This is a genomic window from Mycolicibacterium duvalii (genome assembly GCF_010726645.1).
Lineage (GTDB): Bacteria > Actinomycetota > Actinomycetes > Mycobacteriales > Mycobacteriaceae > Mycobacterium > Mycobacterium duvalii.
In genome coordinates this window covers 3,325,939-3,342,001 of record NZ_AP022563.1, presented here as the reverse complement: position 1 = coordinate 3,342,001, position 16,063 = coordinate 3,325,939, and the positions used below count along the sequence as shown (strand labels likewise).

Annotated in this window: 9 protein-coding genes; 5 read left to right on the top strand and 4 right to left on the bottom strand. The window is 66.7% G+C overall.

What is annotated here, in order from left to right:
• Positions 1–4: 4 nt before the first annotated feature.
• Both G6N31_RS15755 and G6N31_RS15750 read right to left on the bottom strand, forming a co-directional pair.
• Positions 5–1,393, bottom strand: a complete 1,389-nt coding sequence (locus G6N31_RS15755) for an aspartate aminotransferase family protein (protein WP_098002272.1) — start codon at positions 1,391–1,393, stop codon at positions 5–7.
• Entirely contained in the window at positions 1,390–1,911 is a 522-nt protein-coding gene (locus tag G6N31_RS15750) for an Lrp/AsnC family transcriptional regulator (RefSeq protein ID WP_098002273.1), read from the bottom strand. Before G6N31_RS15750 ends, G6N31_RS15755 begins: the two co-directional genes overlap by 4 nt.
• Before the next feature lie 121 nt (positions 1,912–2,032).
• Here G6N31_RS15750 and G6N31_RS15745 point away from each other — a divergent pair, with 121 nt between their 5' ends.
• A complete protein-coding gene (locus G6N31_RS15745) occupies positions 2,033–3,508 on the top strand; it encodes a gamma-aminobutyraldehyde dehydrogenase (protein ID WP_098002274.1) in 1,476 nt (491 codons plus the stop codon).
• A 128-nt stretch (positions 3,509–3,636) separates the two neighbouring features.
• Here the strand turns inward: G6N31_RS15745 and G6N31_RS15740 are convergent, their stop codons facing one another.
• The gene (locus G6N31_RS15740; RefSeq protein WP_163722211.1) at positions 3,637–10,725 is read right to left on the bottom strand and encodes an Ig-like domain-containing protein; all 7,089 of its coding nucleotides are present in this window, start codon (positions 10,723–10,725) and stop codon (positions 3,637–3,639) included.
• A gap of 109 nt (positions 10,726–10,834) precedes the next feature.
• On the opposite strand from G6N31_RS15740, the gene G6N31_RS15735 reads away from it, so the two are divergent.
• Entirely contained in the window at positions 10,835–11,767 is a 933-nt protein-coding gene (locus G6N31_RS15735; RefSeq protein WP_098002370.1) for a sigma-70 family RNA polymerase sigma factor, read from the top strand.
• On the opposite strand, the gene G6N31_RS15730 is transcribed toward G6N31_RS15735, so the two are convergent.
• Positions 11,724–12,299 carry a carboxymuconolactone decarboxylase family protein gene (locus tag G6N31_RS15730; protein ID WP_098002276.1) on the bottom strand — a complete coding sequence of 192 codons (576 nt, stop codon included), beginning with the start codon at positions 12,297–12,299 and terminating at the stop codon, positions 11,724–11,726. The genes G6N31_RS15735 and G6N31_RS15730 overlap by 44 nt on opposite strands.
• A gap of 173 nt (positions 12,300–12,472) precedes the next feature.
• Between G6N31_RS15730 and G6N31_RS15725 the strand changes: the two genes are divergently transcribed.
• Genes G6N31_RS15725 through G6N31_RS15715 form a run of 3 tightly spaced genes read left to right on the top strand, consistent with a single transcriptional unit; the run spans position 12,473 to position 16,049 of the window.
• Complete coding sequence (locus G6N31_RS15725; RefSeq protein WP_098002277.1) at positions 12,473–13,600, top strand: polyprenyl synthetase family protein; 1,128 nt, start codon at positions 12,473–12,475, stop codon at positions 13,598–13,600.
• Positions 13,600–15,105 carry a phytoene desaturase family protein gene (gene crtI, locus G6N31_RS15720; protein WP_098002278.1) on the top strand — a complete coding sequence of 502 codons (1,506 nt, stop codon included), beginning with the start codon at positions 13,600–13,602 and terminating at the stop codon, positions 15,103–15,105. The genes G6N31_RS15725 and crtI overlap by 1 nt, the downstream gene beginning before the upstream one ends.
• Positions 15,105–16,049 (top strand): phytoene/squalene synthase family protein, encoded by a 945-nt coding sequence (locus G6N31_RS15715; protein ID WP_098002279.1) that lies wholly within the window; start codon positions 15,105–15,107, stop codon positions 16,047–16,049. Before crtI ends, G6N31_RS15715 begins: the two co-directional genes overlap by 1 nt.
• Positions 16,050–16,063 lie beyond the last annotated feature (14 nt).

Here is a 16,063-nt window from a genome sequence, read left to right as displayed (position 1 = left end):
AGGATCACATCCGCGCGGACGCCTCGGTCAGCACGGCGCGCAGCACGTCGTAGATCGCGTCGAACTCGGCCTGCCCGCTGATCAACGGCGGCGCCAGCTGCACCACTGGGTCGCCGCGGTCGTCGGCGCGGCAGTACAGACCGGCCTCCCACAGCGCCGGGGTCAGGAATCCACGCAGCAGCCGCTCGGACTCCTCGTCGTTGAACGTCTCCTTGGTGGCCTTGTCCTTGACCAACTCGATGCCGTAGAAGAAGCCCTCGCCGCGTACGTCGCCGACGATCGGCAGGTCGTAGAGCTTCTCCAGCGTCGCCCGGAACGCCGGGGCGTTCTCCTTGACGTGGTCGTTGATGCCTTCCCGCTCGAAGATGTCCAGGTTGGCCAGCGCCACCGCCGCCGACACCGGATGCCCGCCGAACGTGTAGCCGTGCCCGAACACCGTGGTGCCGTCGTTGAACGGCTCGAACAGCCGGTCGCTGGCGATCATCGCACCGATCGGGGAGTAACCCGAGGTCAGGCCCTTGGCGCAGGTGATGATGTCGGGCACGTAGCCGAAGTCGTCACACGCGAACATCGAGCCGATGCGGCCGTAGGCGCAGATCACCTCGTCGGAGACCAGCAGCACGTCGTACTCGTCGCAGATCTCCCGCACCCGCTCGAAGTAGCCCGGCGGCGGCGGGAAGCAGCCGCCGGCATTCTGCACGGGTTCCAAGAAGACAGCGCACACCGTCTCCGGGCCCTCGAACTCGATGGCCTCGGCGATGCGGTTGGCGCAGTACTCGCCGAACGCCTTCTCGTCGTGCGCATACGGCTCGGGCGCCCGGTAGAAGTTGGTGTTCGGGGCGCGGAAGCCGCCCGGCACCAGCGGCTCGAACGGGGCCTTGAACGCCGGGATGCCGGTGATCGACAGCGCGCCCTGCGGGGTGCCGTGGTAGGCGATCGAGCGGGACACCACCTTGTGCTTGCCGGGCTTGCCGGTCAGCTTGAAGTACTGCTTGGCCAGCTTCCACGCGCTTTCGACGGCTTCGCCGCCGCCGGTGGTGAAGAAGACGCGGTTCAGGTCGCCGGGGGCGTAACCGGCGATGCGCTCCGCCAGCTCGATCGCGGTGGGGGTGGCGTAGGACCACAGCGGGAAGAACGCCAGCTGCTCGGCCTGCTTGGCGGCGGCCTCGGCGAGCTCTTTGCGGCCGTGGCCGACCTGGACCACGAACAGCCCGGACAGGCCGTCGATGTAGCGGCGGCCCTTGTCGTCGAAGATGTGCACGCCCTCGCCGCGGGTGATGATCGGCGGGGTGATGCCGGCGCCGTGCCGGGCGAAATGCCCCCACAGATGGCGGTTGGCTTTGGCGGAGAGGTCAGAGGTCGCGGTGTCGGGAGTTTCGGAGATGATGGTCATCGGGTGCCCCAATTGTATTGCTGCTTGACGAGTTTCAGATAGACCAGCGTTTCGGTGGATATCACTCCCGGCAGCGCGCGGATCTGGGTGTTCAACAGGTCCAGCAGGTGGTCGTCGTCCTCGCAGACCACCTCGGCGATCGCGTCGAAGGACCCCGCGGTCAGCACGACGTAATCGACGGCGTCGATCTCGGCGAGTTGTTCGGCGATCTTGGTGGTGTCCCCGGTGCACTTGATGCCGATCATGGCCTGGCGGGCGAACCCGAGTTGCATCGGATCGGTGACGGCGACGATCTGCATCACCCCGGCGTCGACCATGCGCTGTACCCGCTGGCGGACGGCGGCTTCGGACAGGCCGACCGCCTTGCCGATGCCGGCGTAGGAGCGCCGCCCGTCCTGCTGCAGCTTCTCGATGATGGCTTTGGACAGGTCATCAAGGGGGAACGCAGCGCCGGGGCGGGAGGTGTTCACGCGAAACGACACCGGGCCGACGGCGTGCGGCATCCCGGGGTTGGCCATCCTGAGATTGTGCACGGAATCCGTCGTCTCGGGCAACCAGGACCATGAAATCACGCGTATGGCCGCGTTGGCGCTGCCGTAATGCGTAGCCTGGTTCGGCTCCGCGTTATAGCGTGGGGTCATGGGCATGGCAAGCAGCTGGATCGACGGCGCGCCGGTGAGCACCGCCGGCGCGACGCACACCGTGATCAACCCGGCCACCGGCGCGGCCGTCGCGGAGTACACCCTGGCAGCTCCGGTTGATGTGGACCGCGCGGTGGCGTCGGCGCGGGCGGCGCTGGCGGACTGGGCGGGGGCGACGCCGGCCGAGCGCTCGGGGGTGCTGGCATCGTTGGCCCGGTTGGCTTCCGAGGCGTCGGCCGAGTTGGTGGCCGAGGAAGTGGCTCAGTGCGGCAAGCCGGTGCGGCTGGCCGAAGAGTTCGACGTGCCCGGCAGCATCGACAACATCGACTTCTTCGCCGGGGCAGCACGTCATCTCGAGGGCAAGGCTTCCGGGGAGTACTCGCCCGATCACACGTCGTCGATCCGCCGCGAGGCCGTCGGTGTGGTCGCGACCATCGCGCCGTGGAATTACCCGCTGCAGATGGCGGTGTGGAAAGTGTTGCCCGCGTTGGCTGCCGGATGTTCGGTGGTGATCAAGCCGGCCGAGATCACCCCGCTGACGACGCTGACGCTGGCGCGGCTGGCCGGCGAGGCCGGACTGCCTGCGGGGGTGCTCAACGTGGTGACCGGGTCCGGCGCCGACGTCGGAGCTGCGCTGGCCGGGCACGCCGACGTCGACATGGTGACGTTCACCGGGTCGACCCCGGTGGGGCGTCAGGTGATGGCGGCCGCGGCGGTGCACGGCCACCGGACCCAGCTCGAGCTGGGCGGCAAGGCGCCGTTCGTGGTGTTCGACGACGCCGACCTCGACGCGGCCATCCAGGGCGCGGTCGCCGGCGCGCTGATCAACACCGGCCAGGACTGCACCGCGGCGACGCGCGCGATGGTCGCTCGCGGTCTGTACGACGACTTCGTCGCCGGGGTGGCCGAACTGTTCTCCAAGATCGTCGTCGGCGACCCCAACGACCCGGACACCGATCTGGGGCCGCTGATCTCTGTCGCGCATCGGGAGAAGGTCGCGGGCATGGTCTCGCGGGCGCCCGGGGAGGGTGGCCGGATCGTTTGTGGCGGGGTCGCGCCCGACGGGCCGGGGTCGTTCTACCGGCCCACGCTGATCGCCGACGTGGCCGAATCCTCGGAGGTGTGGCGCGACGAGATCTTCGGCCCGGTGCTGACGGTGCGCTCGTTCGTCGACGACGACGACGCGTTGCGGCAGGCCAACGACACGGCCTACGGCCTGGCTGCGTCGGCGTGGACCCGTGACGTCTACCGCGCCCAGCGGGCCTCGCGCGAGATCCATGCCGGCTGCGTGTGGATCAACGACCACATCCCGATCATCTCCGAGATGCCGCACGGCGGCTTCGGCGCGTCCGGCTTCGGCAAGGACATGAGCCAGTACTCCCTCGAGGAGTACCTGTCGATCAAGCACGTGATGAGCGACATTACCGGGGCGGCCGAGAAGGACTGGCATCGCACGGTTTTCGCGAAGCGCTAGGGCTGCAATTTCATGGCTACCCCAGAACGCATCACGTTGCCCAGCGACTCGACGTTTTGCGGACTGGCTGGCGCAATTCCCTGTTAGCTCCTTAAGGCGTGCTGGAAGCTATACATCGGCTGTTCGTGTCAGTAGTACCGCACAAAATTATAAATTTCGGTGCCCTCGAACTCAGCCATTGCATTTTTGATGAGCACCCTACCGCCGTTGATCTCGAACCAGTGAGCACCGTCGGTATAGTTCTTGGTCTCGTGCTTTCCGGAGCCGATCCAGTCGTAAGTGCGTGCCACTTCGCTGTTTTCTTGTTTATCTTGAGGTTGATCCAGCCATCGGGGAATGCTGTCAAATACATCCCTTAAATGAATTGCCGGATAATCAAAATTCGGGGGCTGAACAATGGGAGAAGCAAACGTCACAAGTGCGCGAACCCGCCTGCTGTGTCTTCCCTGTTCCGCATAATTCTGTGCAATCATGCCACCTTTACTATATCCAACCAGCATGATTTCCGCTGGTTTGTACTTCTGCCAAAACTTATCAATTTCATCAGCGACTTCGTGGGGTATCTGACCATTTGCAACCGCAACTGCACCCGCAGAAGATGCCAACTTGGCGAAAGGGTTAGCTTTTCCGAGCATTCCGGACAGATATACCACCATCCGTGTTGTCTCGGGGGTTACCTCACCGTCATCGGGATCCGTATCGATGATTTGGATTTTGATCGCTTCCCTTGTTTCGTTCGAATCCGGAATGCGTCCAAGCAAGTTGGAAGCCCGCATTTCCTCGGTTTCAACCTTCTTCTCAACTTGATAGTCTCCGGTCGATGGAATCAATCTGGACAGAGCTTCTTGAAGCGCCTGCATGGCGATGAACTTCGTGGCTACACTATTAATCTTTGCGGTATCAAGGACGAGCACGGCCTCTTGGCCGTTACTGCCGTAATCGAGGTCACCGCTGGTGATGTACATCCGGTGGCCATCCGGGCTGATAGCTATCCCGCCAGTCTGGGGGTCTACGCCGGCAACGTTGATCGGGACGATGGTCACGTCTTTGGTGATGGCGTCGAAAACGATGACCCCCCCATTCCCGGTATTGGCGTAGACGCGACGACCGTCCGGGCTGACGGTGACTGCGTAGGCGTAGGGATTGCCGTAAAGGTAGGGGACGGGGACGGGGACGGGGATGGTGGTGATGGTCTTGGTGGAGGTGTTGAGCACGGTGATGGCTGTGGTGCCGTCGCTATTGACCCCGACGGTGTAGGCGCTGCGACCGTCCGGGCTCAGGGCAAGACCGCGTGCAAATAAGGGACCGTTAACAGGGATGGAGGAGACAGTGTTGGTGGCTGTGTCGAGCACAGTCACGGCGACGGAGCCGTTAGGCGTTACCCTCGTCGTGTAGACGCGCTGGCTATCCGGGCTCACGACCACTCCGTGCACAAAATATGGAGTGTCGCTGCTGTTTTGGTTGGGGACGGGGATCGTGCTGACGGTGTTTGAGGTCGTGTCGAGGACAGTCAGCACCTGCTGATGTGTTCCGCCAGCGTTACCGGTGACGCCGCTGTAGTAAACGTGACGGCCATCCGGGCTTACGGCTATCCCCACCTCGTTGAAGTAAGCGCCGCTGATTGGGATGGTGCGCACGGTGTGGGTGACGGTGTCGAGGATGAACGCCGCAGGCTGGTAGCTGATTCCGGTGAAGGTGAGGCCGTTGGTGTAAACACTTCGGCCGTCTGGGCTCACCGCGATTCCGTACGCGTTGTAGGGGTAGCCGTTGCCGACGGGAATCGTCTTCACCGTGTTGGTACGAGTATTAACGATGCTGATCGCCTGCTGCACCGTAGATCCGGTCCCGCTGATGCTGACGGTGTAGACGTGTACACCGTCCGGGCTCACGGCCACCTGGCCCGCGTACGGAAAGACAGCGCTGGTGGAAATGGTGGCGATCGGGGCGACTGCCCGGAGTAAGGTCGACTCGATGTTGGCGGCACTGATGGCGACGCCCTGCACGCCCCCTGCCAGCGCTGATTGGGCCGCAACTGTCGCCGGCGCGCTCGCCGGGGCGGTGACCATCGCTTCTACCGTCATCAACGCCGGCGCGTCCCAGGCGGTCGCAGCGAGGTTCTCCGGCGCACCGCCCGCGGCGTATGCAGTAGTTGCGGTCGCAGCTCCCCCGATGACGAACACCCGGGATGTCGCGTCAATCATTCCGCCATTCGTCTCCACCGTGACCTGATAGATGCTGCCGCGTGGACCGAACATCACAGACCCGGCCGGGGTGCCCGTGATCGGGTGGGTGATCGGGGTAATACCCATCGGCGAGATAACGGAGACCGTGGTGCTCGAATCTCCCGAGTAGGGATCGATGCGCCCGACAGATTGGTAAACCGTCCCATCGGGTGCGAACACGACGGATCCCGCTGGGCTGCCGTCGATGGTGTGGGTCACGATGCCCGTCTCGCTGATGACCGACACCTTGGTGGTGTTAACACCGGAATCGGGGTCGACGGCGCTTGTGGTTTGGTAGGCGGTTCCGTCCGGCGCTACCACGACCGACCAGTTCATCGCAGTCAGTTGCGAGTCGCCGGGACGGCCCGCGAGTTCTCGAATGGTCGTGCCATTGGCGGTGATCACCGCCACTCTGGTGGTGTCGGTCTCGGCGTCGTAGGTCGTCAGGAAGGCGCGTCCGTCGACACCCGGCACGACCGGACCGACCGCCTCACCGGCGATGTCGGTGATGTCGGTGTCGCCCGTGGCGGTGAGCACGGCCAGCGTGGTGCTCGTTGTGTAGGTGGCAGGGTCAAGGTTTTGCGCCACCTGGTATGCGGTGCCGTCCGGTCCGACCACGACCGGCAGCACACTCGATCCGTCGGAGGCTCGCAGCGGGATGCCGGCGATATCGGAAAGGATCGACGTCAGGCCCGTCGGGGTGATGACCGCCACCGCGGTGACGTACTCGACTGTGCCTGCGTCGGCGTCGAATACAGGGCTGAAGACGGTTTGGTACAGGGTCCCGTCGGGGCCGATCACCGGACTGCCGATAGGAATGCCGTCGACGGTGCCGCCGAGCTGGACGAGTCCATTGTCGGTGAGGACAGCCAACACAGCGGTGCCAAGTGTGGCATCGGGGCGGGTAGGCGTCTGGTAGATCGGCTGGTAGACGCTTCCATCGGACGCAAGCCCCACGCCGCCCCCTGCGGCACCGTCGATCGAGGACGTACTTGGCCCGTTCGGGCCGAGGATTGCCACCGTCGTGGTGTGTTCGCCGGCTTGCAGTGTGTTGGGGTCGATGACCCAGTCGCCCACGGTGAGATACACCGTGCCGTCCGGCGCTACCACCGGACCGGACGGCGCACCGATTCCGGAACTGCCGGGGAAGCCGTTGAGCGTGTAGGGGGTCGCCCCATCTGAGGTGATGACGAGAACCGTTGTGGTATAGGTACCGTCGCTCATGAGCTGCGAGAGCGTCTGGTACCCGGTGCCATCGGCCCCGAGTACGACCGGACCGGCGGGGGCGCCAACGTGGTGGCCGGTGAACCAGCTTTGACCGGCCGGCGGCATGATGATCACACCGGTGACGGTGGCGTCGGTATCGGAGTCGCGGTGGGTGATGGTTTGGTACGCGGTGCCGTTCTCGCCCATGACCAGTGGCCCTGCCGGGTCACCCGAAACCGGTTCGGTATGGGTGGTCGTGCCGCTCGGCGCGATCACGGTGACGGTGACGGTGGCGACGCCTGCCGAGTCGCGGGTGCTGACGGTTTGATAGATGGTGCCGTCGGCGGTCACGACCGGGCTGCTGTAGATCGACCCGTCGACGGAACCGGGTGTACCTGCAATCGGTTCGCCGATCACGGTGGCGCCGAGCAGGCGGGCCACCGCCACCGGGGTCAGTACGATGATTCTGCCGAGCGCACCATCGTCACCGGTTGCGGTGAGTGGCACATAGACACGCCCGTCGGCGCCCAGCGTCACATCGGCGGGGTAGCTGTCGCTGCCGAGGTTGGCAACTGCAGCGATAGAACCGTCTTGGTTGAGCACGGTGAGAGTGCCAGTATCGGGGTCGGAGACGTACACGGCACCGTTGCCCCCGACCTCGACGCTCCAGGGGGTGCCGCCGAGATCGATGGTGTGGGCGATGGATCCGTCACGCTCCACAACCGTGACGGTCCCCTGCCAGGGATCGGTGACATACATCCGGTCAGTCGGGCCAACGGCGACACCGGTGACACCGGTCGCAGCGTCTGCGGGCTCTGGAAGGTGGATGACGTCGGCGTTGGAGCCATCAGGGTTCAAGACCGTGATCGTCTTGGTGGTCCAGCTACCCACATAGACACGTCCGGCGCTGTCGACGTCGATGCCTGAGGCAGGTTCGGCAAGTTCTGCAAACAGTGCGACGGAGTAGTCGCTCGCGGGGTCGATGACCAGCACCGCGCCGTGGAAGGATTCTTGAACATAATCCTCCCAGCTGTCACCGACCTCGCTGCTGACGTAGACCCGACCGTCTGGACCAACGGCGACGTCATAGGCAGTGCTGATCGCCTGAGGAATGACCGAAGCGATGTCAATGACGGCATCGACAGAACCGCCGCGTCCGATGACCGTGACCTGGCCCGCCGAGTCATCAGCAAGGTACTGAGTGAGGTACAGGCGGCCATCCGGTGATATGGCCAACCCTTGAGCTTCGAGTCGCTCCGCGTCGATATCGAAGACGTCTCTCGTGAAGGTCACCGCGGCATCGATCGGCGCCACAACATTGATAGTCGTGGTGGCCTGCCCATCGGAGACGGTGACTGAGAAGGTGGCACTGGATTCCCCCGTACCAAGCCAGGCGCCCAAACGGGCCTGCGCTGTCGGTATGAACTCCCACGATCCGGTTTCGGAATCGATGGCTACCATGCCGACTTCTTCTACAGGGCGTGCGGTCAGCTCGAAAGTGAGTGTGTCACCGTCTGGATCGGAGACGTTGATGGTTCCGGTTACGGTACCGCTGCCACTATTCGTCGTGAAGTCGTAGGCGGGGGTGCCGGCGACGGGGGTGGCGTTGTACACCGGCACGATCACGGTCAACGTGGCGGTGTCGGTGAGTCGTCCGTCGGAGACTGTGTAGGTCAGCACCTCGGTGCCGGTGAAACCTGTTGCGGGGGTGTAGGTGACGGTGCCACCGGAGAACGTGGCAGTTCCGTTGATGGCTCCGGTGACAGCGACGACACTCAGGGAGTCGCGATCCGGATCGGTGTCGTTGGCGAGGACGTTGAAGGTGGCACTCGTGGCGTCGGCGGGCATGGTGAACGTGTCGTCAGACGCGACAGGCGCGTCGTTGGCCGGGGTGACGGTGACGGTCACGGTGGCGGTGTTGGCTGCGGTGCTGTCGGTGACGGTGTAGGTGAAGGTGTCGTCGCCGTGGTAGTTCGCGTCGGGGGTGTAGGTGATCTTGCCGTCGGTCACTACCGCCGTGCCGTGGCCCGGTGTGCTGACTTTGGAGATGGTGTGGGTGTCGCCGTCGGGGTCGGTGTCGTTGGCGAGGACGTCGATGACGGTCGGCGTGTCCTCTGCGGTGCTGGCGGTGTCGGCGGCCGCCACGGGGGCATCGTTGGTCGGGGTGATGGTAACGGCGACGGTGGCGGTGTCGGTGGCGGTGCCGTCAGACACGGTGTAGGTGAATGTGTCGTCGCCGTGATAGTCGGTGGCGGGGGTGTAGGTGATCTTGCCGTCGGCTACCACGGCTGTGCCGTGGCTGGGTGTGCCGACGGTGGAGATGGTGAGGGTGTCGCCGTCGGGGTCGGTGTCGTTGGCGAGGACGTCGATGACGGTGGGCGTGTCCTCGGCGGTGGTGGTGGAATCGTCACCGGCTGAGGGGGTTTGATTCTCTATGGGGTTGACGGTGACGGTTACGGTCGCCGTCGATCCATGGCCGCCCTTGAGTAGACTGGCCAGGGAATGAACGTGCCACGGGCTGGCCTCGTCGGAGACCCGGTAGGTGAAGGTGTCGGTGCCGACGTATCCGGCGTGCGGCGTGTAGGTGAAGCTCCCGTCATTGTTTAACGACACCACGCCATTGGTGGCCTGCGTGTACTCGGTGACGGTCAGAACATCACCGGCACCGCGGTCGGTATCGTTGTCCAGCACAGCGATTCGCGTCGGGATGCTCTCCGACGTACTGGCGACGTCGCCGACAGCGTGCGGAGAGCTGTTGAAGAACGTACGCGTCACTTCGCGACGGACGAAGGCGAGCACGCCGAGCAGCAGCGGTGGATCGCCGGGCATTGTCGGTGCCGGCGAGAAGAGCATGTTGATCGCCTTGACGGCGATATCCAGCATCGCCGCCGGTCCACCGAGAATCGCCCCTAGCGGCGTCTTCGGCTGGCGCACCAGGGGTGCCGGGGCAGGTACATCGCGGGTTTCGGTACCCGGGTTGTCGGGGGTGCGCGGCCGGTGCGTCGACGGCGATGACTGTTCCGTCAGGATGCGGAATTCCATGATGCCCGTGGATCCAGCGCCGTCATCGGCGGGTGAGATCTCCGACGACGAGGTGGTCTCCGCGCGCTCGGGCCCGGACGCCGCCGGGCGTCGTGTCCGGTCAGCGGGCAACGTCACCGATGAACTGCGGTCGGAGATGTTCGCAGTGGCGGGTGCATCGCCGACGAGGGTCCGTCCGGCGCGTCTCTCGTCTGCCTCGTCTTCTTCGTTGACGGGCCCAGGCTCAAGAGCACTGGTGTCCTCTGCGACGTTGTCGCCGGACTCCTCGTCGTCAATGGTCAGTTCAGGCTCGTCGACTGCCTCTTCGACATCGTCTCCCGCGTCAATGTCATCCGCGTCGATTCCCGTCGTCAGCCGGGCGGGTTCAGACGAAGCCGTCGGCTCCGACAGCGCCGTGGGACCAGGCGACCCCGCACGACGATCGGGGCCCGCCGACGCACGTGACCGCGCGTCGGCTACACCCGTCGACGAAGTTTCGGTGTCATTGGTCTGAGTATCGGCCCACGCGGGGTTGGCAACGGCGGTGCCAATCCCCAGTGCAACAGCCAACGCACCAACCCGACCAACGTATTTTGCATAGCCCACGGCCAATGCCCCCCTGAAGTTGTGACCTTCTGTGGTCAACTGCTGGCAGATGCTACAACTGGCAACAGAGTCGACACGCGATAAATGAGCTCTCAAATTTTCAGAGGGCAACATTTGCAGCGCTTTCAACAGGGCATTTGCTGAGGGGCCGATGAAATTCATACGTTCGTATGACACCGAATGCAGCGGCAGAACTAAGACCGAGCAAACGCGAACACGGACGACGTCCGACGGTGGGACCGTGCCCGCGCCCCGCACTAAACTCGCCCCCATGACCACGGTGGCCGAGTTCGAGGAGCTCCGGCCGCATCTGCTGGCGGTGGCATACCGGCTCACCGGCACCTTCGCCGACGCCGAGGACATCGTGCAGGAGGCCTGGATCCGGTGGAACAGCCAGCGCGACAGCAGGATCCGCGATACGAAGGCCTGGCTGACCACGGTGGTCAGCAGACTCAGCCTGGACCGCCTGCGCTCGGCGGCGCACCGGCGCGAGAGCTACACCGGTCAGTGGCTGCCCGAGCCGGTGGTGACCACGCTCGACAGTGACCCGCTCAACGCGGTGGTGGCCGGCGAGGACGCCCGATTCGCCGCGATGGTGGTCCTGGAGAACCTTTCCCCGGACCAGCGGGTCGCGTTCGTGCTGCACGACGGATTCGCCGTGCCGTTCGACGAGATCGCCGACGTCCTCGACACCACTGCGGCGGCGGCGCGCCAACTCGCGTCCCGCGCGCGGCGCACCGCGGCGCGAGCGCCGGCGCCCGCTGCCGAGCACGACGAGGTCGTCGCAAAGTTCCTCGCCGCCATGGCATCCGGCGACCTGAAGGCCGTCGTCGCGGCGCTGCACCCCGACGTGACGTTCACCGGCGACGCGGACGGCAAGGCACCGACTGCGGCGCGGGTCATCACCGGTGCCGACAAGGTGGCCCGGTTCCTGCTCGGTCTGGCCGACCGCTACGGCCCGCGGCTCTTCGACGCCGGGCGGCCCGCGCTGGTCAACGGCCAGCTGGGGCTGTACTCGCCGGGCGCGGACACCGACGGGCGGTGGCCGGTGCTGATGCCGCGCATCTCGGCGATCACGGTGCGCGACGGCCGCGTCGCCGCGATCTGGGACATCGCCAACCCCGCCAAGTTCACCGCGTCACCGCTGGCTACGGCGAGGGCTACGGCGATCCCCAAGGCACCCGGCACGCGTCCCCGGAGCTGAAGCCCTGCTCGGTGATGCCCAACGCGGTGTACATCCGGGCGCGCATGTTCTCCACGCCGATCTGATAGGTCAGCTCGACCACCCCGGCGTCGCCGAACCGCCTGCGCAGATCGTCGACCTGCTCGTCGGTGACCCCGTGCGGGTCGGTGGTGACGGCCTCGGCGTAGGCGATCGCGGCGCGCTCGTCGTCGGTGTAGTCCGGCGAGGTGGCGTAGTCGTCGATCCCCCTCAACCGGTCGACGTCCAGACCGTCGAGCCGGGCCAGCATCGCCCCGAAATCGACGCACCAGGAGCAGCCGATGCGGCGAGCCGTCCAGAACACGGCCAGTTCGCGCACGCTGGCCGGCAGATGGTGCGAGGCTGACTGCAGCAGCCCTTCGTGGGCGGCGTTGGCGAGGAGAAGTCGCGGGTGATGTGCCGCGACCGCGAAGGGTTCGGGCACCTCCCCGAAGCGGTGCCTGGCGTAGCGGTACATCAGCCGGGTGAGCAGCGAGGTTTCGTCGGGGGAGCGGGGAGGAATGCGAGGAGTCATACAACAGAGACGAGACAGGCCGCGCGGGTGTGACGGTGCGAGGTTGAGCGTGGTCGGACCGGGTACAGCAGCCGCAGCACCGGGAGCCGAAATCGATCCCATCCGGGGCGGCCACCGCTCCGAATGCACCGCAAGAAGACGTTCCGTCGACCAGCGGCGCGACCAGAAGGAGCATGCCCTTGAACAGCGGTGAGCGGACCCGGGCAGCGGTGGCGGCCCCGAACTGGTGGCCGGCGGGCGCCGCCGAGCTGGCGGACTGGCGCGACGACGTGCGCAAGGCGGTACGTACCCATCTCGTCGACTTCGTCGATCGCGAATGCGTCGAACGTCTGGGCGACGCCCACGTGGACGTGTCGCCGGGTCTGTTGCGTGATTTCGTCGAAGGCGGCAAGTACGTGCGGTCGACGTTCATGTATCTGGGCTGGCTGTGCGGCGCCGACGAGGACGACGCGGCGCTGCGCGCGTCGGCCAGCCTGGAGCTGCTGCACGCGTTCGCGCTGATCCAGGACGACGTCATGGACGGCTCGCCGATGCGGCGGGCCCGGCCGGCCGCGCACGTCGTGTTCGCGCGCTGGCACCGTGACCACACACTCGGCGGCTCCGCGGAGCGGTTCGGCGAGTCCGCGGCGATCCTGCTCGGCGACCTGTGTCTGGTCTGGGCCGAGCAGATGCTGCGCCACAGCGGGGTGGGCGCCGACGCGCTGGCCCGGGTGTGGCCCCGCTACGACGACATGCGCGTCGAGTTGGCGGTCGGCCAGTTCGCCGACCTGGTCAACAGCTCGCACGCATTCCCCACCCTGGAGGAGGTGCTCGACGTGCTGCGCCGCAAGTCGGGCAATTACACGGTGCGCCGGCCGCTGGAGATCGGTGCCGCGATGGCCGGGTGCGAGCCGGAGGTGTGCGACGCGCTGTCCGGTTACGGCGCGGCGATCGGCGAGGCGTTCCAGTTGCGCGACGACATCCTCGGGGTGTTCGGCAGCCCGACGTTGACCGGCAAGTCCGCCGGCACCGACATGGAGACCGGCAAGGCGACCAGCGTCATCATCGCCGCCTACGAGCTGGCCGGGCCGGGTCTGCGCAGTCAGCTCGCCGACCTGATGAGCGCGTCGGATCTCGACGCGGCCGCCGTCGAGCGGTGGCGGGCGCTGATCGTGGCCAGCGGCGCCATGCAGTGGATCGAGGAACGCATCAGTGAACGGCATCGCCGGGCGATGGGGTTCCTCGACCGGGTCGACATCCCGGATCTTCCCCGCGCCGCGCTGGCCGAGATGGCCGTCGCCTGCACCCAGCGGGCGGCGTGATGCGCACCGTCACCGGAAAGACCGACCGGGTCGTCATCGTCGGAGCCGGACTGTCGGGGCTGTCGGCGGCCATGCAGCTCGCCGGCCGCGGCCGCGCGGTCACCGTGCTCGAACGCGGCAGCCATCCCGGTGGCCGGGTCGGCCGCGCCGACATCAACGGTTACCGCATCGACACCGGGCCCACCGTGCTGACCATGCCCGACATCATCGACGAGGCGTTCGCCGCCGTCGGTGCGTCGCTGACGGATTTCCTTGCGCTGCAGGAGGTTCACCCGGCCTACCGTGCGAAGTTCGCCGACGAGAGCGAGCTGGCGGTGCACACCGACGGCGCGGCGATGGCCACCGAGATCGAACGCTTCGCCGGCCGCAGCGAGGCCGACGGCTATCTCAAGCTGCGCGAGTGGCTGACCCAGCTGTACCGCACCGAGTTCGACGGGTTCATCGCCAACAACTTCGACTCGCCGCTGTCGCTGCTGACCCCGCAGCTGGCCCGTCTGGTCGCGCTGGGCGCGTTCCGCCGCTGGGAACCGGTGGTGCGCAAGTTCCTGCACGACGAACGCCTGCTGCGGGTGTTCACCTTCCAGGCGCTCTACGCCGGCGTGCCGCCGCAGAGCGCGCTGGCGGTGTACGCGGTGATCGCCTACATGGACACCGTTGCCGGGGTGTACTTCCCCGACGGCGGCATGCGGGCCCTCCCCGATGCGATGGCGGCCGCCGCTGCCCGCGCCGGTGTCGAATTCGTCTACGACGCACCGGTTTCCGAGCTGGAGTTCAGTGGCCCGCGGGCCACGGCGGTGCGTACCCTCAACGGTGGTCGCTACGCCGCGGACGCGGTGGTGCTGACCACCGAGCTGCCCGACACCTACCGGCTGCTGCGCCGCACCCCGCGCCGCCCGCTGAAGCTGCGGGCCGCCCCGTCGGCGGTCGTCGCGCACGTCGGCTGCACGGCGGTGGGGCCGCGGGCCGGCCACCACACCATCCTGTTCGGCGATGCGTGGAAGGACACCTTCCGCGACATCATCGACGACGGCCGCGTCATGCGCGACCCGTCGCTGCTGGTCACCCGGCCGACCGCGGGCGACCCGTCGCTGGCGCCGCCCGGCCGCGACCTGCTCTACGTGCTCGCCCCGGCCCCCAACACCGAGGTCGGCACCGTCGACTGGGACGCCACCGGGTCGGAGTACACCGACCAGATGCTCGACGCGGTCCGCATCCGGATGCCCGGCGTCGGCGACGACGCCGAGATCCTGCAGGTGGTCACCCCGGCGGACTGGGGACGCCAGGGCATGGCCGCGGGCAGCCCGTTCGCGTTGGCGCACACCTTCTCTCAGACCGGCCCGTTCCGCCCGGCCAACACCGTGCGCGGTGTGGACAACGTCGTCCTGGCCGGGTCCTCGACCGTCCCCGGTGTCGGAGTTCCGACCGCGATCCTGTCCGGCCGGCTGGCCGCCGACCGGATCACCGGGCTCACCGCTGTCCGCTCGCACACGGAGGTCCACCGCTGATGATCAGCTCAGAGCTCGATGCCGCCGGGGTCACCGAACCGTCGCTGCGGGAGGCCTACCGCCAGTGCCGCGACGTCAACGCCGCCCACGGCAAGACGTTCTTCCTGGCCACGCGCCTACTGACCCCGCGGCAGCGCCCGGCCGTGCACGCGCTGTACGGGTTCGCCCGCGGCGCCGACGACATCCTCGACCAGTTCGACGATCGCGACGTCGAGCAGCGCGCCGACGAACTGCAGCAGCTGTCCAAGAAGCTGTTCGCCGGTCTGGTTCAGGACGAGCCGTGCGACGACAACCCGACGCTGACCGCCGTGGTGGACACCGCCCGCAAGTACGACATCAGCTGGGACCTGTTCGACGATTTCCTGGCCTCGATGCGGATGGACCTGACCGTCACCGACTATCCGGACCGGAAGTCGTTGGAGCAGTACATGTACGGCTCGGCCGAGGTGATCGGGCTGCAGATGCTGCCGGTGCTGGGAACCGTCGGTCCGCGCGAGGAGGCCGCGCCCTACGCCGCGGCGCTGGGCAAGGCGTTCCAGCTGACCAACTTCCTGCGCGACGTCGACGAGGACCTGCGCCGCGGCCGCGTCTACCTGCCGGCCGACGAGCTGGCCGCCCACGGCGTCGACCGGGATCGGCTGCTGTGGTGCCAGCGCGAGGGCCGCGTCGATGACCGGGTGCGCGCGGCGCTGGCCGAACAGCACGCCATCACCCGCGGGGTCTACGAGCAGGCCCGGCCCGGCATCGACGTCCTGGCGGCCTGTTCGCGGCCGTGCGTGGCGGCGGCGCTGACGCTGTACTCGGAGATCCTGGACCGGATCGAGACCATCGATTTCGAGATCTTCGGCCGCCGTGCGACGGTGGGCAAGCCGCGCCGACTGGCGGTCGCGGTCGCCGGCCTGGGCAAGGCGTGGGCGAGCAGAGTTCGATCCGGGAGTGCGTGACGGTGATGGTGCTG